The sequence below is a fragment of the Patescibacteria group bacterium genome (assembly GCA_018819405.1).
Lineage (GTDB): Bacteria > Patescibacteriota > Patescibacteriia > UBA1558 > GWA2-36-10 > XYD1-37-29.
Genome location: JAHJQF010000001.1, coordinates 632361 through 656445, shown reverse-complemented (window position 1 = coordinate 656445; position 24085 = coordinate 632361). Strand labels below are relative to the sequence as shown.

The window sequence follows — 24085 nt, the reverse complement described above, 5'->3', positions numbered from 1 at the left end:
AAAGATCGGCCCTAAGGCGCAATCTTAAAGACACAATTTGCCTACCTTAGTAAACATTATATTATATCATATAATAAAAATTTTGTCAATACTAAATACTAGCCAAATTATGGCTAGTATTAGCAAAAATATTAAAATTTAAGTTCCTTATTTACTGCTATCCTCTTTTTTATAAAGCCAATATGAATATCCATAAGTACCCAAACTCACCAAGATAATAATAGCTATTATATAATAAGAAAAATACTGAACTGGTAAATAAGGCAATGCTATAAAAATAAAACCACAAAAAATAAAAATCTTTTGGGCAAACATATGAGTTTTTTTCCAAACATTTTCGTTGGATAAGGTCCAAGGAGTACGAATACCCATAAACCAGTTTTGTTTTATATCTTTGATTATAAAACCTATAAAAATAAACAACACTCCTATCATACTTGAAACAGCCACAGACATATTGATTTGATAACCAATATTAATAAAAGATGTAAGGGCAAACATAGCTACGAAAAAAAATATCATAACTAGGCGAAAGGCATGATAGCTAATATCAAACTGTTTATAATTTTTACGCTTAGGGTCTATCTTTGGTAAATACTTAAAAAGTAAATATAAAGCTATTGTCAAAAACGGGAAAAAATAAATATGAAAATTCTTACTACTATAACCATCAGCTTGACCATTTGCTCCCCAATGGCTAATCACTCTATCTGGAAGCTGACCATAAAAATAAAAAGCCATAACTATCATCGCTAATATCAACAGTAAAGATAGTTTGTCCATTAATTTTACCCCGTTAGAAATTTTTTGTCGTTGTTTGTTTTCCATAAAAATAAATAAAATTTATTAATTAACAAATATATTAAGACCTAATCCATATTTTCCACACATATTCATAGCCACAAAAATAAATTTCTAACGGGGTGAATATAAATAATTTAATAATTATTTCTGACAATTGGGACAATAATGCGTCCCCCGACCAGCTAATTTTATTTTTTTAATGTCCTCTTTCTTGCAACGAAGACATTTTTTACCAGCCCGACCGTATACTTTTAAAAATCTGACAAAATTACCTTTTTGATTATCACTATCCCTATAGTCACTAAAAGTCGTACCACGATTAACTATAGCTTTGTTTATAATATATTGGCAAGCTTGATAGAGTATTTTTATTTCACTTTCCGTCAATGTATCTACTGTCCTATCAGGCAATATTTTAGCTCGAAAGCATATTTCATCGGCATAAATATTTCCAATACCTGATATAATCTGCTGATTCAAAAGAATGGCTTTTAAAACACCTTTTCGTTTATTAAATATTTTTTTAAACTCCGACCATTTAAAATTTTCTTTTCCTGGTTCCAGACCATATTTATTTTCTATTTTCTGTCTTTGATTTTTATCAACTATTTGCCAATAGCCAAATTGACGCAAATCATTAAAAAACAAATGCGAATTGTCGGAAAACCTTATTATAATATGTGAATATTTATTGGGTAGATTATCAACTTGAGGAAAATTGTGTCCACCAGCCAAATAACTATCACCCAAGACATATATTAATTGACCCGTCATCTTGAGATGTACCAAAAGATACAAATCATCTTTAGCTAGATTAAATATCAGTAATTTACCAACTCTATCAATATCAAATATATAATTATTCTTCAAGGTATTCAAAAAATAATCCATTTTGTTTCGGATAAGCTTTGGCTTAATAACTTCAATATTTACAATCTTTTTGTTGATTATTTTTTTCTGCAGACCACGTCTAATAGTTTCTACTTCTGGTAATTCTGGCATATCAGCTAAATTATACAAAATAAAACAGACCCCTGCAATCGGGGCCTGTTTTTATTATATTTAATCAAAGCTAGATTTAGTATTGACTAAGTACAGGATAATCTACATCAATAATCGGCTTACCAATATATTGAAAGAGTCCTTGAAGATTCTTTATATGATATTTTTTAGAGCCTGATATTACATAGATTTTATGATCAGGGGTACGGAGCAAAGTGCCATCGGCATAGATTTTGGTGCCTAAAACACTACCACTCCAATCCTGATAAGCATCCAAAACTGAGGTTAAGACATTATAAATTCTTTGGCCTCTATAATTATCATTCAAGTATTGCCAGTTTGGAACATGCCATTTTTTTTGATCTCTGAGTAAATATACATACATTTCTTTATTACAAATATCACGGAGCAATGATCCATTTGGAAATTCAAATACTCCTTCAATATCTTTGTCTGGCCCATGTGATCCAGAAGGTCTCAAGAAATTACAGGTCATTTCTTTTTCACCCAAGACTTGTGGTTCTGGCTCAGTTGGTTCTTCTTCAATCTTTTCACCCAAGACTGTGCCACATTGCTCAGCTGTCATAGTAGTAAATGTGTGGTCATAATCTGTTTTTTGTGCACCATCAAAGTCTTGTGTTTTTACAATATAGTGATAAACACTACCCGGTGTTAAGCCGCTTAAAGCGACTGAATGACTAGAATCAAAATCAGTACCTTTATTTTCATTACCATAAGTGTCTGTCTCACCATATAGCATCCAGGTCAAAGAGTCTTCTGATGTATCCCAACTAATTACCACCTCCTCGCAGCTGACAGCTGCTTTTATATTGGATGCGTCAGCTGGATTGTTGCCTCCCCCACAATTTACAGTACAACCACCGCCATTATTTCGTACCACTACAGTTCTAGTGACCTCGTCAGCCGGATTACCGTCTGAGTCAGTCACATTATAAGCTACTGTGTAGCTTCCAACAGTATTGATATCAACTGAATTTGAAGTGACTATATCTTCAGTGATATTGCCGTCTTCATCATCATCAGCTGTAGCGCCTTGATCAGTATATGAATCTCCAACATAGATATAAACTGTAGCATCACCAATCAAAGTAATAACTGGTGGATTACCCTCTTGCTGACACATTTCAAACGGTGGTACATAGTGAGCATAGCAAGCTCCTTCATCACCAACAATCAATAGTTGAGCCATCATACCTACGTCACTTAAGTTGATTAAACCATCATCATTTAGATCAAAAATTTCTGAATAATTTGACCCTTCAACATCAGCTTCGCCTCCCACAGAATCTTTTATTCCTTGGTAAAGACCTTCACACCAGCCGACATTTGTATCTTCACATTGGAATTGATAGCCACCTTCGGGATGGTCAAACTCAATATAACAAGCTTCATCATAACCATTATAATACATATCCGCTAGAATGCCCTCGTCAATTAGACTTATAGAACCATCATTATCTAAATCAATAACGCTATTATAGACTAGATAATTCGGTGAATTTTCATCAGAGTATGCCTTAAAAGCGCCCAATAAAGCGCTACACCACGGAGCATAAGGAATTTCCTCTTCCTGACAATCTTCTACAATTAACCAATCAGAATAATATCCGTCATCAGCCGTGGTAACAGTCAACCAGAAATGTGACATATTATCAGCTGCCCATACTTCGTCATTAGCAGGATGATATGTGCCTACGCCAGTACCATCAAAACCATTTTCCAGCCTATTGTTACCTGGGTAAGCTGTGGAATTATCAGTACTTTGATTGACTAGAGAAGCATTCCAGAACTCAATATACCCATCTACATGCTCTCTATCTTCATGAGTATCTGCTGTACCGTGCATCACCACTCTGAGACTATCTTCTAATCTTTGAACAGCTAGTCCAGGCACATCTTCATAAGTAGCTACATGTGAATCCAAAAAGTATGAACCATTCCAGTAAAGTGGAAACCACACATCGTGCGGTATCTTATATGATGATGAGCCTAGAAATAAATCACTAGTCATATCGCCCTGCCCCCAATTGCGGACATCATCAATATGTATTTTAGCTAATGTCAAATCATTACACTCCTGTGGAACTACAAATTGACATTGTTCGCTACAACCAACTGAATTTGAAGGAGATAAAGCAACTTCTCTACCCAAATCACACTGCTCCCATTCTTGGTTTTTTTCTCCGTCTCCACAATATGGGTTATATGACTCTTCTTCACACATCATAAATGGCGGGGCATAATAAGCATAACAAGCAACATTATCATTTCCATGCTGGGCGACCAAACCTACATCACTAATATCTATAATACCATCATTATTTAGATCAAAAACATAAAAATATTTGTCATCTCCTACACTAGAATCTAAACTATCAGTGATTCCCTGAATAAGTCCTTCACACCAACTGACATTTGGATCTTCACATTGGAAATAAAATTCTCTTTGTTCACTAGTTGGATTTTCAAAATTAGCATAACAGCCATCATTATCATTATTACTATAAAGCTGTGCTATCATAGAAACATCCACCAAATTGACTAACTGATCGTTATTTAAATCAGCCACATCATTGTAAATATCTGAGTTTAAGGATTCGCGAATAATACCTAATAAAGCGCTACACCATGGAGTATAAGAAGTCTCCGGCTCTGGATCAGCTATTTTACAAAGACGTACATTGTCAACAAATGTACCAAAGCTGTCACTTGGACCTATGTCTAAAAATGATACTTCTGTACTGGTACTATTGGCAGTAAATGAATAATTGGAGTTTGTCCAATCACCTTCTAACAAAGGAGCACTAGCTGTAGCCGGTCCGTTGGTGGCTACTTGAGATCCATCCAATTCTACTGAAAGATGGTTTTGTTCAGCGCTTATATCTTGACGTGGTGCAAATGACCAAAAAAGTTTGTATTGTGCGCCGAGTTCTGTAGTCACATTTTGAGAAATACGACTTGAATAATCACCATCAAGCTCTGCGTACTGCCAATCATCAGAGGCAATGTTGCCACTCCAGCCTCGATGTAATTCCAAGGTAGCGACTGAATTGTCAGATACTTTTTCAATAAACCAGCCCAAAACTGAAGTCATTTTTTGCCAAAGAGAACTGTCTGTTACCACTGGCTCTTCAAAGCTACCATTTACAATAAGATTATCCTCATCTGAACATTCTTCTGGAATTAATATACATTCTGAAGTGCAAGATCCTGATCCGCTTGAACCATCATCACACTGCTCATTCAATAAAATCTCAGCCGTACAGTCAGCATTACAATAATTACCACTTTGGATGGTTCCATCACCACAATATTCAGTGGTGGTATTATTGTCATCACAAGCTTCCTGACCGTCTATTATTCCATCTCCACATAATTGAGCACCAACACTTGGTACTAGCTGTGGTATAGACTGCCCTTCTGGACATTGTAAAACATTCTCGTTGTCTAGACCCAAATAAATATCATCCTCATGGTCAGCCACAGGTGTATCATTATTTTCAAAATGACCACCCAAAGCACTTTCGGAGATATTCAGTCTATTAAACGTTCCGCTACCGGTAGCGTGACAAACAGTATATTTGTCAGACTCACCTGCAACTTTTAGCTCTTTCTCATTTGCTGCTGCCCTAGCTGATGGAATAGAAAAAGACAGGGATATACCTGTATTTCCTATTATCATACTCAGGGCTACAAAAAGAAAGAAACTCTTCCTAAAGACTTCTCTCATATGTTTGATTGATTTAGATTGTTTAGCTATACTGATACATCAGCTTATATTTAAACTAACATATATTTATACCATAAATTCTTGACACAAGTCAAGGATTTTTTATAAAGATTACCCTACAATTTAACCTTACACTATTATTTAGAAAATAGTCAAGCAAACAAGCAAACCTACAACTCCCAAAGCAGAGGCAATGGTTTTTAGCCTTTGTTGCCTAAACTCTACAAATATGGTCAAAAGTATTGTAATTATAAGTAACCCTAGTAAAATTTTGTAATAAATTGAACCTAAATTAAATAAAGGCTTAATAGATTCTGATGGATTTTTCTTGACAAAAACATACTGATTTACTGTAGAGCCTACGGCTGGTTTGATTTCCTGCCACGCTACATCTTGAATTGTTTGATTACCAGCTTTATCACCAACTGTGACTGTGGCCAATACAACTGGATTAAAATACTGATTATAATCTACATCAACCATTATTTTATTCCCTATCCATTTTCCAACCTCACTGAGATCTCTTTGCATATCAATAGTCTGGTCAGCAAAGGCAACATTGACAAAATTAGCGTCTTCGCTGACATAGACAGTAGCTTTTACTACTATATCATCCTGACCAGTCGGTTTATTGACCAAAATCTTAGTTTTTTCATGGTCAATTAGTGGCGCTTGGCTATCCACAGTTAATAAATAATCAATTGAACGACTCTCTTGACCAGAAGCTTTAGATATCAAAGAAATATAATGCTGTCCTTGATCTAACCTTAGAGCTATTTCTAAATAGCCATTTTCCAAATATTTAGTAACTATTTCTTCATTGTTATCCACAATAGTCAAGGTCTGAGCACCCAAAGCAGAAATTTTAAATAAATTTAAGTCATTATCCAAAATAACCTTGTTCAAAGGTGTTAGTAATACAGGCGTAGCCAAATTCACTTGTTCTATTTCCTCAGCCAAGACTTCCTGAGGTTCTGGCTCTGGTATAGTAGGCTCTTCTGCTAATACTTCTGGTTCTGGCTCTAATTCAGGCTCAGGTTGCAACTCTGACAGGTTTTCTACAGCCGCCTGCTCTATTTTGGCATCATAAATATCAGTTTTAGATGGTAATACTTCTGGTTCTGGCTCTGGTTGTGGTTCAATAAGGGTTTGGGTGCCAAAATATTGAGCAATAAGGGTGGTATCATAACCTTGATAATCACCACTGACTACCCCAACACCAATATCTGTAAATTCCGGATCAATCAGATTGGCATAATGAGTTTCAGAATTGGTCCAAGCTGTTACTACTTGGTCAGCCCCAGAAAATCCCATAGCCAAATTTTCTCCAGCTACATGAAAATTGTAACCAACACTATACAGCCAGTTTCTCAAGGCTTGGTTGTCAGGGCCTACATGAGCAAAATACTCGTTGATAAGCATGTCTTGAGACTTATTTAAAGCTGCCTGAGTTAATAGCTCGCTTTTAACCAATGGTTTTAATTCTAAATTCAACCTAATATCATTGGTAAGATCTATAATTTTATTGGCCTGATCCGTCAAAATATCCGGAGAAAGCCAAGCCTGAACAGGAAAAGACAAAGCAAAAATGACCATTAAAGCTTTTATTACTACAGCTGAAACGGCATGAAAAACTAATCTTCTTGGATGTAGAGCATTTGGTCGGTAATTGTTACACGGGGTCGGCAAAAACAAATCCCTCAAAGTGCCACGACCTCTTGGATTTCTGCCCATTTTTACTTCAGTGCCGTCAGTGATATTGTCACAGTCTGTGTCTCTATCAAGCGGATCAGTACCATAGACTTTGACTTCCTGATAATCTCCCAAACCATCATGATCTGAATCCTGATCAAAAGGATCAGTGCCCAATTTTTTTTCTTCTTCGTCGGTCAAACCGTCGGCGTCTGAATCTAATATTTTGTTGTCTTTGTCAGACATAATAAATAGGCAAAATATTTAATAATCAATTAAATCACAAATAACCAATTTTGTCAATACTAACTATAAACTATATATAAATTATAGCATAAATAAGCTATAAAATATATTAATCATCATGTAACTATCTTATAGCTAGCCAGGATAGATGTGAGCAAATATAGTTAGTGACATTGTAAACATTATTAAAAGATGTCACCCAACCGGTAAATAAATTTTATTTTACTAGACTACTGGCATAAAAAAAGCTAATAGCAGCCCAAAAAATAAATACGACAATAATAACAATCTTGTTCATAACTTTATTATATTATAATAATCTAAAAGCTTCTATATTAATGGACTTTTTAGGGACACTTTCTTTCCTCAAAGAATTTACAAAATACTCTATCATATTTGTCGGGCCGCAGATAAAAAAATCACAAGAATTAAAATCACGGATAAAAGACTTGAGTTTATCAACATCAAAACGCCCTTCTTGACCTGATACATGGGTAGTTATTTTAAAATTTGGACAATTAGACTGTATCTGAGCCAGATAATCAGCATCTACTAAATCATCTGGTGAGGCTACTACATAAAAAAGATCTACTTGCCCTTTTTCATCGGGGCAACTGGTAAAATCTTTGGCCATAGAAATAAAAGGCGTAATACCAATACCACCCGCAATCCAAACTTGTCGCCTGCTTTTATCGGCATTTTGACCAAAAGTCCCATAAGGACCATCCACCATAGCCCGCGAGCCTAATTTTAATTTTGACATCTTACTAGTATAATCTCCCAATTCTTTGGCAATAATAGCCAAGCGTCCATCTGGCAAAATTGAAGCTATAGAAAACGGATGTTCTTCTTTTTTATCTATATCGTCAAAAGACACAAAAATAAATTGTCCCGGCTCACAAGCTAGAACTTTTTTACTAGGCTTCAATAATACCTTTATTGTGTTTTTGGTCGGTGCTTCTACAGACTCTACTACAAATGGTCTAGCTTTTATTTTGTATTCTATCAAAAACAATCTAAGCAAATATGCCAAAACACTAATAGTAATCAATATAATATAATACCACGCCAGTCCCGAGATTCTCTTTACATCGCTATCAATAAGTAGAGCATGGACACCGCCTATCATCAACGGCACAGCCAATAAGCTATGTAGTGATTTTAACCTTTCATAACGCATACGCCAAAAAAATGTCATAACAATCAAAAACATAAATATTAGCATAGCAGTATAACCAAAAATATAAGCTGCCTCGGTCCAGTATAAAAATATACCCAAAGAAGCCTGATTAGACACCGGTAGTAGCCTAAATGCTAAAAATAAGGGGTGAAGTATTATAAAAGTAAAAGAAATAGTGCCCAAATAACGATGGATATTTAAAACCTTGGGCAAACCATTAAAAATTTTATCCAACCAAACAAAACGAGCCGATAAAAGTAAAGCAAAAGCAAAAGTTGACAAGCCAATCAGGCCCGTTAGTTTGCCCAAACTGGTAAATAATACTGTCCAGGGCCAAAATACCTTATTAAAAGGGACATTGCTATATAAAATAAAAACTGGCATTAATATAAGTAGTCCTAACACCAATAAACTAAAATATGACTTAATCTTTCTATTTAAGGTCATAAAAATAATAAAATAATTTTACTATATTATATCATAATTAAAAACAAACAAAAAACTAGAGCCAAGGCCCTAGTTTTTTTGTCTTAGCAATTTAGAATAATGCTAATATGTCATTAGTTACATTGTGAATCCTCTGACCAATGTAGTTAAATAATTCTTCCAAACTCTTTATATGACGTTTTTGCTGATCTTCAACAATATATATTTCTGGACCACAACCACGGAGTAAAGTACCGTCAGCCCACTGAGTCTGACCCAATACATCTTGATCTGGAGTCATATATTCACAGGTCTGAGTTTCCTCATCGCCGACTACTGGCTCTTCGTTTTCAATTTTTTCACCTAAAACTAGGCCACATTGCTCAGCAGAAGGGGTGGTAAAAGTATAATCATAATCATCTTTTTGATTTCCAGATACAGCTATAGTCTTTACCATATAGTTGTAAGTTGTATCATATGGCAATTCAGTCAATGAAACCAAATGGTTTGAAGTATAATCTTCGCTCTTGTATTCCTGGCCGTAGTTTGAGCTTTCGCCGTATACCAACCAAGTCAAAGAATCTTTAGAAGTATCCCAACTGATATCAACATTATCACAGCTGACTTTAGCTTCTATAAGAGAAGCATCAGGGGCTGGAATACCAGCTCCAGAACCAACACTTTGTGGAGTGTTGTCATTTTGTGAAGTACTATTGTCTGGATTGCAGACAAAAGTATTTTGACACCAATAGGTATCACTATAGTTTGTGGCATACAAAGCAATATCAGCCAGCTCATGAATACCGTTTCCATCAGCATCAAAAGTATCCTTACACTGAGCAAACATACCAACGTCTGACAAACTGGTAACACCATCACCATTGTGATCACAAATTGTCAAAGGATCAGACACTACTACCTCATCATCTGGGGTAGGGTCTACTGGTTGTGGATTGCAGACAAAAGTTGCCATACATGTCTCACTCTGGCTATTGGCATAATACATAGCAACGTCAGTTAGACTATGTACATTATCACCATTGAGATCATACGTGTCTGCACATTCGGCAAGCATGCCAACGTCAATCAAGCTACGACGACCGTCGTTATTGTGGTCGCAAACATCTAGAACAACAACTGGCTCGGTAGAGCTAGTATTGACTTCGGCATTCGCAACTAATGCGCTAAAACTAGCTAAAATAACTAGTGAAGTAATAATAAATAGTTTTTTCATAATTTCTTAGAAAAATTAATTAATTAAACCGCTTTTTTTATAAAGCAATGCTATACTATATATATAATATGATTATTTGTCAATAGTACGTAGTAGTATACCTAAAACAAAAACCCTCAGATATTTGGGGGTTTTATGGAGCCGTCATGCGGACTTGAACCGCAGACCCCTTCCTTACCATGGAAGTGCTCTACCAACTGAGCTATGACGGCACGTAAATAATTGTCTAATAGGATAATAGTTTATTTAATAATAATGAATTATCAATTAATCCATTAGGCAATTATACAATTAGACAATTAACAATGGTGGGCCGGGAGGGATTCGAACCCCCGAAGGCTGATGCCAGCAGATTTACAGTCTGCCCCGTTTGACCGCTTCGGTACCGACCCATATACAAAAAAATAATGGGCAGATCTCTCTTAAAGAAGCCAACTGCCTATTATATCTAATAAAAACTATTTTAAATTATCAATGCGCTCATTAAAATCCAGTATTTTCTTATTGTCTGGATTAACCTCTTTCAACTTATCCAGATATCCAGAAGCCAATTCTTTATCAGACATTATTATACTAAGATTTATCAAAAAGTCAAGAATTTTAGGATTGTTTGGAGATAAGAGTAAAGCCCGTTGGGCTGACTGCATAGCTTTTTCCTCTTCTTCCAAATCTAGATATACTTCTGACAAGGCCAAAAAATATAAATAATTATCTTCGGAAAGTGATATAGATTTTTTATATTCTTCTTCAGCTTGTTTGAGATTACCTCTTTTGCGAGCCAAATCTCCCAAAGAATAATAAACAGCCGCGTCTTCATTGTGAGTGAGTTTCAGCAAATATTCTAGTGTTTCCTTGGCTTGGACAAATTCTTTCCTAGCCCGATACACTTCCGCCAAAAGGGTATAAGCTTCTATATTATGCTGATCAATATTTAAAACATCAAGTAGAGTCTCCTCTGCTTTTTGATATTCTTCACTATTTATAAACTGTTTGGCTTCTACCAATATTTTATCCACTACCTGTGATCTATCGACAGAAGATGTCAGCCTCTCAAAGCCACGACGACGAATGTCCTTTTCTACACTTTTTAATCTTTGATAATACTGACTAAAAACATCACCTACTTTGCCTTTGGCCGGCGTAGTCAAACCTTTTAGTCTAAACCAAACATCAAGCCATTCTCTTTCCAGTCGGCTTTTTAAAATAGCTTCTTTTTGTTTGCGGCTTCTGACTTCCGGCAAATTATCCACATTTACATTTTTCAAACGAGGAATTTTGCGAATCATCAGCCAAATTATAAAAGCTAGGGATAAAACTATTAATACTATTAGTATTATATCAATCATATCTTAGGCTTTATTTTTACTGCCAAATATATTTATCATTTTTTCGACTTCCTTTTGCATAGCCTCAGTTGACGGCGCCAAAATACTCCTAGGGTCAATCATATTACTGTCTTTACTTAAACTATTTTTTAGAGCCTTTTTAAAAGCCAGACGCAGATTTGTATCAATATTTATAATACTAACACCATTTTTGATGGCTTTTTTAAATATCTTTGGTGACAAGCCTGAACCACCATGCAAAACAAGAGGTATATTAACCAATTCTCTTATTTTTTTCAAGCGTGCTTGATCTACTTTTTCTATACCCTTAAAAGAGCCGTGAATTGTACCGACCGATATTGCCAAGGTGTCAACCTTGGTCCTGCTTACAAAATCCTGAGCTTTGTATGGATCGGTCATCAAATCCTTCATGTTTATTTCACCAGTTTCTAATTTGACCAGACCCTCTTTGCCCAAGATAGAACCCAGCTCAGCTTGCACCCAAATCTTCTTTTTGTGCCCATAATCAGCAATCTGGCGACTAAGATGAATATTGCTAGCATAATCCTTTTCTGAGGCATCAATATGAACCGAATTATAACCAATATCAACACATTGTTTAATAACTGGTATATCTTTACCATGATCTAGATGGATAGCCACCGGAACTGTTTTACCAATAGTGTTAGCCAAATTGGTTATTAGGTTAAACAAGGTCGGCAAGTTGGAATATTTAATAGCTGAATGAGAAGTTTGAATAATAACCGGGGATTTCATTTTGACAGCCGCTCTTACAATAGCTATGGTTATTTCCAAATTGGAAGTATTAAAAGCCCCGACTGCATATTTTTTATCCTTGGCTTTATTAACAATTTGTTTGATTGGCACTATCATATATTTTTACCCCGTTAGAAATTAACTACAGTTTTTTACTTTTACCCCTATAGAAATTAGGTGTTCAAATTTCTAAACCCGTTAGAAGCTAGACTTCTAAGCGGGTCTAACGGGGTTTATGTTAAGAATTTTTTATCAGTTCAAAAAATCCTTTGGCTTCTAAACTAGCCGAACCGACAAGCACTCCGGCAAAATTTTTGGTAAAATCTTTTACTGTACTGGCATTGACACTACCACCATAGATAATATCAAAATCTCTGAGATGATTTGGTATAGCATTTTTTATAAGCTCAATTTGCTTGGCAGCTTCAGAGGCTGTGATAGTTTGACCACTACCGCTGGTACTAATAGCCCAAACCGGCTCATAAGCCAATATAAAATATTGACCCGGTTCTACTTCAGATAAAGCTTTTTTGACCTGATTAGATATGACTTCTTCGGTCTGAGCCTTTTTTCTTTGGTCTAGTTTTTCTCCCACACAGACAATGGGCGTCATATCATATTGCAAAACTGCTCGGGTCTTTTTGCCAACTTCTTCATCTGTTTCACCCATAGCTCTTCTTTCACTGTGTCCGACAATCACAAATTGACAACCAGCTTGATGAAGATTTTCAGATGACACCTCACCTGTAAAGGCTCCTTTGGCTTCATAAAAAACATCCTGAGCTCCCAAAGCTATCATGCTGCCTGACAAAACTTTTGATAAATCATAAATAGACAAAAAACTAGGACAAATCACCACCTGTTTTTTATCACCAATATCATTTTTTTCCAACAAAAGATGAAGCTCTTTAGCTGTGTCTATAGACTGATTGAAACCAAGATTCATTTTCCAATTGGCAATTATTATTTTTTCGTATTTCACCCAATTAGCCATTAATTATTAAAATTATCTATATGTTTATTGTATTTTATATTTTATATAAATTCAAAAATTGAAAATGCCCCCAAAGATATTAAAGTAACCAATATACCAGCAACAAGTGCCCCCAAAGCTATAAAAATCAGGGCGTCTGTTTTTTTGATATTAAACAACCAAGCGGCAAGCGATCCGGTCCATACTCCGGTCATAGGCAAGGGAATAGCTACAAAAACAAGCAAAGATATTTTACCCCAAAGACTATACCTCTCATCAAATCTTTTTCTGGTGCGGGCAAAAAGCCAGACAAAAAATTTATCAAAAATTTTTACTTTTCTCAGCCATCTTGATATTGGCCCCAAAAAATAAACAATCAAAACTGCTGGGATAAAATTGCCAATTACTGAAAGATAAAATGCCTGATAAACTGGCAGACCAAAATTTCCCAAAGCAATCGGAATAGAAGCTCTTAGCTCAGTAATGGGCAACATAGCCAGAAGAAAAGTAGCTAATCTAGGGTCAATATTATAAATCCAAGAAATATCCATTATCTTATATAAATAAGTATAAAACAAAAGGCTCTTTAAGACCAGACAAAATTGTCCAAAATCCAACCAGACAAAATTTTTAAATCCTGAAAACGTCCGTCGTGTGATTCAGAACCTAGCACCACCCCAAAAATATTTTGTCCGTCATTGCCGGCAATCTCCAAAACTAGACAATACCCCGAAGCACCAATATAACCTGTCTTACCGGCTAATACATCCAAATAACTATTAAAAAGTAAATTAGTAGATTTTATATGATGAGCCTTACCTGATTTATCAAAAAAATTATAATCTTTTTGACTGACAGCATTTTTTATATCAGCTTTGGCAAAAGCGGTCTTAGCTAAAGTCAAAACTTCTAAGGCAGTCGATACATTTTGTTCTGACAAGCCTGTCAGCTCGGAAAATTTTGTATTTTTCATACCTAGACTAGCGGCTTTTTTATTCATAAGATTTACAAACTCCTGACGACTCAGGCCAGTACTTCTGACCAAAGCATTGATAGAGTTGTTGTCAGAAGCTATCAAACTGGTATAAAACAAATCTTTGACTATCACTGTCTCACCTCTCAGTATATGCCTAGTGCCACCATTGACTTCATCTACTTCTTCCATTGTTACTTCTGTATTCCAACCAGGATTATGCTCCAAAAAAACCAAAGTAGTCATTAACTTGCTAATACTAGCAATAGGCCTAATTTCTCCGGCATTCTTTTGCCACAAAATTATACCACTGTCTTTGTCCATGACAGCAGCTGCCTGAGCGCTTATTTTGACACCCAGAGACTTATTATCTACCTTATGTGGGATTTTCTTACTATCATCTAATATCTGCTCCTTAAAGCTCAATTTTGAGCCGGATTGCGTCTGCTCTAGTATAATAGTCGGCAAATGATAAAGCTGCGAGCTGGTCAAACTCAATGACAAAATTACAGTTGATATAAATGTCCACAAATTCATTTATTTTATTTAATATCGTTTTTATTTAATACCTTATATTTACCAATTGGTAAATTGCCCAATTTTAGATTAGCCTCAGATATACGACTCAGTTCAATCACCTTATAGCCAAGTTTTGCCAGCATCCTTCTTATTTGCCTGTTCCAGCCCTGATGAATAACAATCTCCAATTTCTTGCTGGACAAAATTTTCAGTTTATCCACTTTGGCCAAACCTTCTTCCAAACTGATACCTTTTTTTAATTTTGATTCAATATCTCTAGTCAAAATTTTATCTACAGTAACCAAATAAGTTTTTTTTACTTCAAATTTTGGATGAGTCAACTGGTGAGCCAAGTCTCCGTCATTGGTCAAAAGTATTAATCCTTGCGAATCTTTGTCCAAGCGTCCGACTGGAAAAACTTTTGGCTCTTTTGGTACCAATGACATGACTGTTTTTTTATTATGCGGATCTGAGACCGAACAAACATATCCAGTCGGTTTATTCAAAAGATAATAAACTTTTTTTTCTAAAATTACAGCTTTATTATTTACAAAAATGTCCTGACTATTTTCGGGGACACTTGTAGCCAGATCTTTGACTATATGAAGGCCAATTTTTACTTTGCCCTGTTTTATCAAATTTTCTGCCTTGCGACGAGAAGCAACTCCGGCCTGAGACAAAAACTTAGCTAGTCTAATTTTCTTCTGTTCCATCTTCAAGTAATTTTTGTAAATTATCGTCACTATTTAATTTTTCATAATCAGGTAATTCCTGGACCGAGTTGATACCCAAATGACGCAAAAAATCCATGGTAACTGAATATTTGGCTGATAAATCACCCTTTTGAGTACTTTCTTCCACCAAACCCCTGATGAGTAAATTCCTCAAAATTAAAGAACAGTTGACTCCTCTTATTTGTTCCAATTCTTCTTTGGAAATAGGCTGACGATAAGCAATGATAGTCAGCGTCTCCAGAGATGGCTTGCTTAGCTCACCGCTTAATTCATCATTAAAATATTTACGCAAAGTGGTGACATTTTTCGGATTAGAAACAAATTGGGCTTTTTTGTTATTTATATTGATGTGTAATCCACTCTCGTCATTATTGAATTTTTGCTTTAGAGATTCTAGCATCTCCTCCAGTTCTCCGGTTTTGGCGGATAAAAAATTTTCTAACTCTTTGAAAGTCATTGCCTTGCCTGATGCAAAAAGTAAACTTTCGAGTTCTGATAGTTTATTTTTTTCCATATTATTTATTGTTTTTTGAAATATTTAAATCACCAAAAAGAGCCTCTTGATCTACATTAATTTCTTTTCTTTTTACCAATTCAAGAAGCGCCAAAAAACTGACTACAATCTCTGTCTTATCGTTTTTTTGCAAAAGCTTTTTAAAATTAAATTTGGTATTACTTTTTATCATCTCCTGAATATGTGATATTTTTTCTCCTATAGAAATAGCCCTAGCAATAACCATCTTGGGCAAGTTGACCACTCTTTCAATTTTGGATAAAACCAATAAAAAAACCTCTTTCATAGAATATGGATCAGCATTTTGTGGTGGTGAAAATCCTTGGTCTTGAGGCAGTTTGTAGCTAGCCATACGATGATAAGCAAATTTCTTTTTACTCAAAAACATTTTATTGATAGCCAAGCTGGCTTCATAATACTGACGATATATTTTGAGTTGTTTTTCCAGATCACCAGCACCCTGCTCATCTTCTACATCAAGATCAGGTAAAAGATATTTTGATTTTAGATAAATAAGTTTAGAAGCAATCAACAAAAAATCGGCCACTTCAGTGGAAGCCAAGTTGTCAGTATTTTCTATATATGAGAGATATTGATCAGTAAGCTTAGCTAAAGAAATTTCTGTGATTTGTAACTTATTTTTTTCTATTAGTTTTAGCAGGAGATCAAGCGGCCCTTCAAATTGTTCAAGCTGAATTTTATGCATTGGCTATAATAAAAAAATTAAGAATTTCACAAATATTATAACATTTTTAGTTTTTATTTTCAACAAAAAAAGAGGGGTTCGACGATTGCCGAACCCCTGGGTGCCATCGTAAGAGGCGTCTCGAAATACTCTTGTGGAGCACGCTTCTAGTACGACGGCCATGCCGTCAGGATTGGAGCTGGGGATCCAACTCTGCAGCATGATGCGATGAAATGAATAGGAACTGAATTCTTGAGAATTATAATATAAAAAATTGATTTTGTCAAAAAAAAGAAAGAGTCCCCGCCAAAGAGCTCTCCAGTCTGGTAGATTGCTGAGGCATAGCTCTTTGGCGGGGACTTACGAGTTGAGGACAATATATTAATTTTATCTATATTTTAAAATTATCTCTTCAATTCTAGACCAAGTTCATCAAGTTGAGACTTGTCTACTTCTGATGGAGACTCCATCATCGGATCCCGCCCATCTGAAGTCAAAGGAAAGGCTGTTACTTCTTTGAGGTTTTTTTCACCCAAGAGTACCATCAAAAGTCTTTCCAAACCAGGCGCAATACCACCATGTGGTGGGACACCATATTTGAATGCTTCAAAATAGTGTCTAAATTGTTCTTTTTGTTTATCTGTAAAACCAATCAAATCCCAGACTTTTTCCTGAATTTTCATATCATGAATACGAACTGCTCCCCCACCTACTTCAAAACCGTTGAGTACCAAATCATGTTGGTATGATCTGACTTTGCCTGGATCAGAATCTAGCAAAGCAACATCTTCTTCTTTGGGTGCTGTAAACATATTGTGAGCCGGGCCCCAAGTGTCCCCGGCGCCGACAAATCTGTCTTCATCAGTCTGTGGCATAAATAGTGGAAAATTTACTACCCAGGCAAAAGCCAATTCATTTGGATCATTTTTGTCTTTTCTCAAATCTGGCTTATCAGAGCCATATTTTTCCATTACTTCACTGTAGTTTAATCGTGGCCAAGGACTAAAAGTCATTTTCTTTTCTGGAAATATCTCCTCTACCATGGCAGTAAACATACTCTCTACCAGATTAAGAATATCTTCTTGTTTGACAAAAGACATTTCCATATCTAGTTGATAAAATTCACCTGGGCTTCTATCAGCTCTGGCATCTTCATCACGAAAACATGGAGCAATCTGAAAATATTTTTCCATACCAGCCACCATGAGTAGCTGCTTGTATTGCTGTGGGGCTTGTGGCAAAGCAAAAAATTTGCCCTTATGCAAACGACTCGGTACTAAATAATCTCTAGCTCCTTCCGGAGTTGATTTGGAAAGTATAGGAGTCTGAATTTCAATAAAATCATTGTCATGCAAATAATTACGTAAATAGGCAAAAACCTTGTCTCTGACTAAGATATTTTTTTTCATGCGCTCGTGTCTCAAATCAAGATATCTATATTTGAGTCTCAATTCTTCATTGGCCTGACGTTCTTCATTGTCTATTTCAAAAGGCGGTGTCTCGGCACTGGACAATATATTTATCTTTTTGGCCAAAACTTCCACCATACCAGTTGGCAAATCTTTATTAATCTGTTTAGCTCCTCTACTTTGAACCAAACCTTGAATAGATAAAACATATTCAGGTCTAATATTAGCCAAAATTTCTTCAGAGTCTTTATCTAGCTCAGATGGTACAACTACTACTTGTAGTATGCCCCAACGATCTCGCAAATCAAGAAAGACAATTTTACCCATATTACGGCGGACATTGACCCAACCAAAGAGCTGGACATTTTCACCTATTTTTCCAACTGTTTCAATAGTTTTGCTTCTTTGCATATTTTTATTTACTTATTTAAAAAATAATGGAGCCGAGAACAGGAGTCGAACCTGCGACCCGCGGTTTACGATACCGCTGCTCTACCAACTGAGCTATCTCGGCAAAAGCCGATTATGGCCTGAGCCTATAAATCGTCCTTGGAAATGGTATGGTTTCTCTGACATGCTGGATACCACTTACCCAAGCTACAATCCTCTCCAAACCAAAACCAAAACCACCATGTGGTACGCTACCGTATTTTCTTAAATCCAAATACCACTGAAATTCTTCAACTGGCAAATGATGCTCTTTTATTCTCTTTAGGAGCTCATCATAATCATCTTCACGCTGACTACCACCAATTATTTCTCCGTATCCTTCTGGAGCAAGCAAATCAGCACATTCGGCCAGGCTATCATCTTTAGCATTTCTCTTCATATAAAAAGCCTTTATCTTGGCCGGATAATTGGTCACAAATATTGGATTGTCAAATTCTTTGGTCAGCATTGTTTCATCATCAGCTCCCAAATCCTCGCCATCTTTGATATCACTTCCCATAGCTTGCAATTTTTTGATAGCTTCGCTGTGTGTGATTCTATGAAATGGCTTGCTAATATTTTCCAGCGGTTTGATGTCTCTCTCCAGTATCTGCAAATCAGCTTGGTTGTTTTTCAAAACTGCTTGCACCATAAAACGAATCAAATCTTCCTGAATTTTTAAATTGTCATCAAGATTTACAAAAGCCATTTCAGCGTCCATCATCCAAAATTCTGTCAAATGACGTCTGGTTTTGGATTTTTCTGCTCGAAATACCGGACCAAAATCATAGACTCTATTGTGAGCAAAAATAGCTGACTCCAAATATAGTTGACCAGATTGAGAAAGATAAGCTTTGGTATCAAAATAATCCATTTCAAAAAGCTCAGTTGTTCCTTCGCAGGCATTTGGTGTAAGAATCGGCGAATCAATCTTGATAAAATTATTATTTTTCATGTATTGATATGTCGCCTGAATCAGAGTATTTCTCACTCTCTGGATAGCCCACTGCTTGGAAGAGCGAAGCCACAAGTGCCTATTGTCCATCAAAAATTCTGGCCCATGTTCTTTGTTTGATATTGGATAATCCTGGGCAATTTGATAAAAATCAAAATCTTTGACATGCAGTTCATACTCTTCTTTTTTGGGATGTTTGGCTACAACGCCCATTATTTTGACTGACGTTTCCAGAGTTACTTTTTGAGATTCCACCCATTTGTCCTCAGAAAAATCAGCCTGATTGAGTATAGCCTGAGTATAACCCGAACCATCTCTCAATTGCCAAAAAGAAATCTTGCCTGATGAGCGAAAATTGGCTACCCAGGCATTTATTTCTACCTGTTTATCAACATATTGTGATAAATCATTTATAAATACTTTTTCCATAAATAAAAAAATTAGCTTATTAAATAATAGCTAAAATACAAAGATTTTACAAGGTATTAATTATATAATATTGACAAAATAGACAATATATTGTATATTACAAAGTTAAAGTTCACTGACAACACCCAAACCCTGGAGGGTCTACAATATGTGGAATCCTGTCGTGATAGACACGGCCCTTCGGGGCTATCCTATCGAAGTAAGGCTCTTTGGCCTACTATCCTTTGTCTTTTCCGCGATAGTGCATTTGCGCTTTATCGTGGCCATGGTCAAGGGTACACTGCCACCGCCTCCTCGCTCGTCTTGGTTTCTATACATGGCGCTCGACGTTGTCATTCTGGGCAGCCAGCTCAGTAATGGCATCCTTGACCCGATGATGATTGAGTATAATATTGGCACACTGGCTGTAGCCCTTTTCACCCTGAAATACGGATACGCCACTTGGTCAAAGCTGGAAACAGGCTGCAGTATATTTGTGGGCATATCTATTGCCCTCTACTTGTCTGTCGGCCCTCTGGCTGCTACTGCTTGCGCCTTGGCGGGTATCAGTGCTGCCTCCTTACCCATCCTCAAAAAGGTCCTTGTGGAAAAAAAACAAGAAGACCTCTTGGCCTGGGCATTGGCCGTCACTGCTACTTTTTGCAGCCTGCTCGACGGGCACCTGATCACCGGCATCTGGCTGATCCTGCTACAGGGTACTATAGCGATAGCTGTAACCAGACTACGCTTCAACCAAAAAACCAGAGGTTAGTCCTCCGGCATCAGACCTGAGCAAGTCACAACTGCTCACCTGCCGCCCCGGCATAATACTGGGGCGGCTTTTCTTTTTTATTTAGAATATTGTACTTCAGGAATATCTGCCTTGTCTTTCTTATTTTTTTTCTTGCCTTCAAATCTGACAAAAAGCATTGGTATGACAAATAGCTGTATGACAGTAGCAAAAGCCAAACCAAAAATTATAGAAATAGACAGTCCTACCCAAAATTCATTGGCAAAGGCCAAGGGTATTACACCCATAATAGTAGTAATGGTAGTCAACAAAATAGGTTGAAGTCTTGTATCCCCAGCATCAGCCACTGCTTCAAGTGGCGTCATATTTTTTTCTTCAATATTTCTTTTGGTCTTATCCATTAGCACTATTGCATCATTGACTCCAATACCAGCTAGTGACACCAGTCCCAAAAATACCATAAAGCTAAATGGCAGACCAAATATACCCATACCGACTACCACACCAATCAGCATCAAAGGCAGTGACATTAGTATGATACCAGTGCGTATAAATGAATCAAATTCTAAGACCAAAATAATCAAAATTAGTATTACCGCCACAATCATGGCATTCCATAATTCAGTAAATGACTGTTGGATATCCTCTACTTCTCCTCCAAAATCTACTCTGTAGCCATGGGCTATATTTTCCTGAGCTACTAATTCTTCTATCCCTGGCACAACTTTGGCCGCCGTATATCCTGATGCCAAATCAGCACTGACACTGATTGTCCTTTCAAAATCACGATGACGAATAGTAGCCAAAGCCGGCTCCAGTGAAAAATCAGCCAAATAAGAAAGTTTTACTTCCTGACCATAATTGTTTATTAGTGACAGATTTTTTATTTGCTCTACTGAATCAATTTTATTTTTATCAAGTTTTACTACTACATCAAGATCATTATTGTCTTGAGAAATTTCTGTAGCAGTCACACCGAAAATAGCAGTCCTGAGTAAATTTGATACATCAGCCACGGTCAAGCCTGATTTAGCTACTGTTTCTTTATTTAATGTAAAAGTCAAATCAGCCGGTGATAGGTCTTGATTACTACTGACATTGATGACGCCTTCGGTATTTTCCAAAATATTTTTTACCTTATTTGATATACTATCAAGTACCAACAAATCTTCTCCACTTATTCTAGCTTCAATTGGAGAACCAGTTGGTGGACCACCTGACAATTCAGTGATACTTATATCACCTTCATTGATTGTCTTGATATCTTCTCTGATACTATCTACAATATCATAGCTTTTTTTGCTTCTTTCTTTTTTGTCTACAAAATCAATAGAAATATTGGCCAAATGTTCACTTGACCTACTTGGGTCAAATGATCCAATACTAGATGACTGACCAATAGTGCTGACAAAGTTTTTTATTTCTGGATATTTATACAGTTTTTCCTCTATTTGAGAAACTAGCTGACTAGTTGTTTCCAGATTAGTACCAATCGGCATTTTTATATCAACATAAGCAAAATCGGCATCCATCTTTGGGAAAAGCTGTACTGGTATAGTCTGGGTTACCAAAAGTCCCAAAGAGGCTACAAACAAAATTGTCAGAATTATAGAAAACCTAAATTTTGATTTTTTGCTTCTCAAAAAAATAGTAATATTTTTACGATAAAGTCTTCTGAGTTTATTGGTGACATATTTTTCCAAAATACTTTCTTTGGCTGTGCCTACAAACTGACTTTTCTTCAAAAATATAGAAGCAAAAGAGGGCACTAAAATCAAAGATACAAATAAAGACGCCGTCAAAGTAATGCCAATTGTAATTGGAAATATTTTTAAATATTCTCCCAAAATACCACTGACCAGAAGCATAGGGAAAAAAGCCGCTACAGTAGTAAGCATGCCCGATGTCACCGGACCGCTATAGTGAGCTACTGACAAAAGCGCGGCATCCTTGGAAGAATAACCTTCGCGAATATTATGAAATATTCCTTCAAGTACCACTATAAAAGCGTCCACCAAAAGTCCCAGTGACAACACCAGAGCATAAAGAGACATACTGTTTAAGGTATAACCAGAAAAATATAAAGCTATGATAGTAATCAAAAGACTGAGCGGAATAGCCAATAGGGCAATAATAGCTTCCTTAAAACTCAAGGCTATAAACATGATAATAAATATCAAAATTGTAGCCTGTATTCCACTGCTTCCCAAAGTATGCAAATCATCACGGATAAAAGAAGAATAGTCACTGTTTATTTCTATTTTTACATTGTCAGGAATTACTTTCTCATCACTTAGCATATTTACTTTGGCCTTGGCACTATCAACAATGTCCAATATATTCCCACCAGTCTTTTTGTAAATCTGCAAAGATATATTTTCTTGAGTCGTTTCACCAGCAATAGAAATCCTAGAAATATTGCTACGGTCTACAAATTGTTCATTGACCTGTGCAATATCCTTCAAAAGCACAATCTGACCATTGTTGTTGGCTACAACGACGTTTTTTAGATTATCAATATCATTCAATTTACCAACAGATCTGATATTATAATGCAAATCATCTATATCAATATTGCCCAGCGGCATATCCAGATTAGAAGCTCTGATTGCACCAACTATTGTTGATAAAGACAAATTCAAACGGGACAAAGCAGTCTTATCAACCAAGACTGAAAATTCCTTGTCTCTGACACCAAGTAAAGGCACTTTGGAAACTCCAGAAATACCCTCTAGTTCATCTTGAACTATTTCCCCCAATTGTTTGAACTGATTATCAGTCAAATCACCAGAAAGAGAAAATGTAATGATAGGGTAATCATTGGCTCTTATTTGGGTCACTACTGGATCTTCCGCATCCCCTGGCAAACCAGTGACTTCGCCTACTTTATCTTTTAACTCTCTGATACTGTCATCAAGATTTGCCTCGGCCTCAAACTCTACAGTAATTGAGGAAATACTATTTCTAGAAGCTGAAGTAATAAGTTTGACATTATCTAGTTCCTCCAGTCTATTTTCTATCTCATCAGTCACTAGATTTTCCACATCAGCTGGACTGGCTCCGGGATAAACAGTTGTCACAACTGCAATAGGAATTTTGACTTCTGGATCTGATTCGCGAGGAATACTTGCCAAAGCCAAAGCACCCATAATCACAATAGCCGAAATCATCAAAATTATTACCCTAAAATGAGTAATAAAATAACCCTTAAAACTCTTACGAGTTCTAATAATAGCTTGATGAGCAAATTTATTCTTTGCTTCGTCTTTTTTATTTTCTATATTATTCTCATTCATAA

The 24085-nt window shown here is 36.1% G+C and carries 18 protein-coding genes and 3 tRNA genes; 1 reads left to right on the top strand and 20 read right to left on the bottom strand.

What is annotated here, in order from left to right; genetic code table 11:
- Positions 1–147: 147 nt before the first annotated feature.
- From KKH39_03355 to asnS, 19 genes are all read right to left on the bottom strand, one after another.
- Complete coding sequence (locus KKH39_03355) at positions 148–828, bottom strand: SdpI family protein (GenBank protein ID MBU1203046.1); 681 nt, start codon at positions 826–828, stop codon at positions 148–150.
- A 117-nt stretch (positions 829–945) separates the two neighbouring features.
- On the bottom strand, positions 946–1806 hold the full coding sequence (mutM, locus tag KKH39_03350) for a bifunctional DNA-formamidopyrimidine glycosylase/DNA-(apurinic or apyrimidinic site) lyase (protein MBU1203045.1): 861 nt from the start codon (positions 1804–1806) through the stop codon (positions 946–948).
- Positions 1807–1882: 76 nt separating this feature from the next.
- A complete protein-coding gene (locus KKH39_03345) occupies positions 1883–5557 on the bottom strand; it encodes a DUF5011 domain-containing protein (GenBank protein MBU1203044.1) in 3675 nt (1224 codons plus the stop codon).
- Positions 5558–5698: 141 nt separating this feature from the next.
- Positions 5699–7495, bottom strand: a complete 1797-nt coding sequence (locus tag KKH39_03340) for a hypothetical protein (GenBank protein ID MBU1203043.1) — start codon at positions 7493–7495, stop codon at positions 5699–5701.
- A 310-nt stretch (positions 7496–7805) separates the two neighbouring features.
- The gene (locus KKH39_03335; GenBank protein ID MBU1203042.1) at positions 7806–9122 is read right to left on the bottom strand and encodes a ferric reductase-like transmembrane domain-containing protein; all 1317 of its coding nucleotides are present in this window, start codon (positions 9120–9122) and stop codon (positions 7806–7808) included.
- A gap of 91 nt (positions 9123–9213) precedes the next feature.
- Entirely contained in the window at positions 9214–10335 is a 1122-nt protein-coding gene (locus KKH39_03330) for a hypothetical protein (protein MBU1203041.1), read from the bottom strand.
- Between the two features lie 136 nt (positions 10336–10471).
- Positions 10472–10547 (bottom strand) — tRNA-Thr (locus tag KKH39_03325).
- Between the two features lie 94 nt (positions 10548–10641).
- A tRNA-Tyr gene (locus tag KKH39_03320) sits at positions 10642–10727 on the bottom strand.
- A gap of 66 nt (positions 10728–10793) precedes the next feature.
- The gene (locus tag KKH39_03315; protein MBU1203040.1) at positions 10794–11681 is read right to left on the bottom strand and encodes a tetratricopeptide repeat protein; all 888 of its coding nucleotides are present in this window, start codon (positions 11679–11681) and stop codon (positions 10794–10796) included.
- A 3-nt stretch (positions 11682–11684) separates the two neighbouring features.
- Complete coding sequence (locus tag KKH39_03310) at positions 11685–12554, bottom strand: class II fructose-bisphosphate aldolase family protein (protein ID MBU1203039.1); 870 nt, start codon at positions 12552–12554, stop codon at positions 11685–11687.
- Positions 12555–12675: 121 nt separating this feature from the next.
- Positions 12676–13419: a triose-phosphate isomerase gene (tpiA, locus tag KKH39_03305; protein ID MBU1203038.1), complete on the bottom strand. Its 744-nt coding sequence runs from the start codon at positions 13417–13419 to the stop codon at positions 12676–12678.
- Positions 13420–13472: 53 nt separating this feature from the next.
- Positions 13473–13961, bottom strand: coding sequence for a small multi-drug export protein (locus tag KKH39_03300; protein MBU1203037.1), 489 nt, complete (start codon positions 13959–13961; stop codon positions 13473–13475).
- 35 nt (positions 13962–13996) lie between these two features.
- A complete protein-coding gene (locus KKH39_03295; protein MBU1203036.1) occupies positions 13997–14920 on the bottom strand; it encodes a serine hydrolase in 924 nt (307 codons plus the stop codon).
- 5 nt (positions 14921–14925) lie between these two features.
- Entirely contained in the window at positions 14926–15615 is a 690-nt protein-coding gene (locus KKH39_03290) for an rRNA pseudouridine synthase (protein MBU1203035.1), read from the bottom strand.
- Positions 15596–16150, bottom strand: coding sequence for an SMC-Scp complex subunit ScpB (scpB, locus tag KKH39_03285; GenBank protein ID MBU1203034.1), 555 nt, complete (start codon positions 16148–16150; stop codon positions 15596–15598). Before scpB ends, KKH39_03290 begins: the two co-directional genes overlap by 20 nt.
- Before the next feature lies 1 nt (position 16151).
- A complete protein-coding gene (locus tag KKH39_03280; GenBank protein ID MBU1203033.1) occupies positions 16152–16856 on the bottom strand; it encodes a segregation/condensation protein A in 705 nt (234 codons plus the stop codon).
- A 383-nt stretch (positions 16857–17239) separates the two neighbouring features.
- Positions 17240–18655, bottom strand: a complete 1416-nt coding sequence (gene aspS, locus KKH39_03275; GenBank protein MBU1203032.1) for an aspartate--tRNA ligase — start codon at positions 18653–18655, stop codon at positions 17240–17242.
- Between the two features lie 27 nt (positions 18656–18682).
- Positions 18683–18758: transfer RNA gene (locus tag KKH39_03270), tRNA-Thr, on the bottom strand.
- Positions 18759–18767: 9 nt separating this feature from the next.
- Positions 18768–20057: an asparagine--tRNA ligase gene (gene asnS / locus KKH39_03265; GenBank protein ID MBU1203031.1), complete on the bottom strand. Its 1290-nt coding sequence runs from the start codon at positions 20055–20057 to the stop codon at positions 18768–18770.
- A gap of 265 nt (positions 20058–20322) precedes the next feature.
- Between asnS and KKH39_03260 the strand changes: the two genes are divergently transcribed.
- Complete coding sequence (locus KKH39_03260; protein ID MBU1203030.1) at positions 20323–20808, top strand: hypothetical protein; 486 nt, start codon at positions 20323–20325, stop codon at positions 20806–20808.
- Between the two features lie 77 nt (positions 20809–20885).
- Here KKH39_03260 and KKH39_03255 read toward each other — a convergent pair whose 3' ends face one another.
- Positions 20886–24083: an efflux RND transporter permease subunit gene (locus KKH39_03255; GenBank protein ID MBU1203029.1), complete on the bottom strand. Its 3198-nt coding sequence runs from the start codon at positions 24081–24083 to the stop codon at positions 20886–20888.
- Positions 24084–24085: the final 2 nt, after the last annotated feature.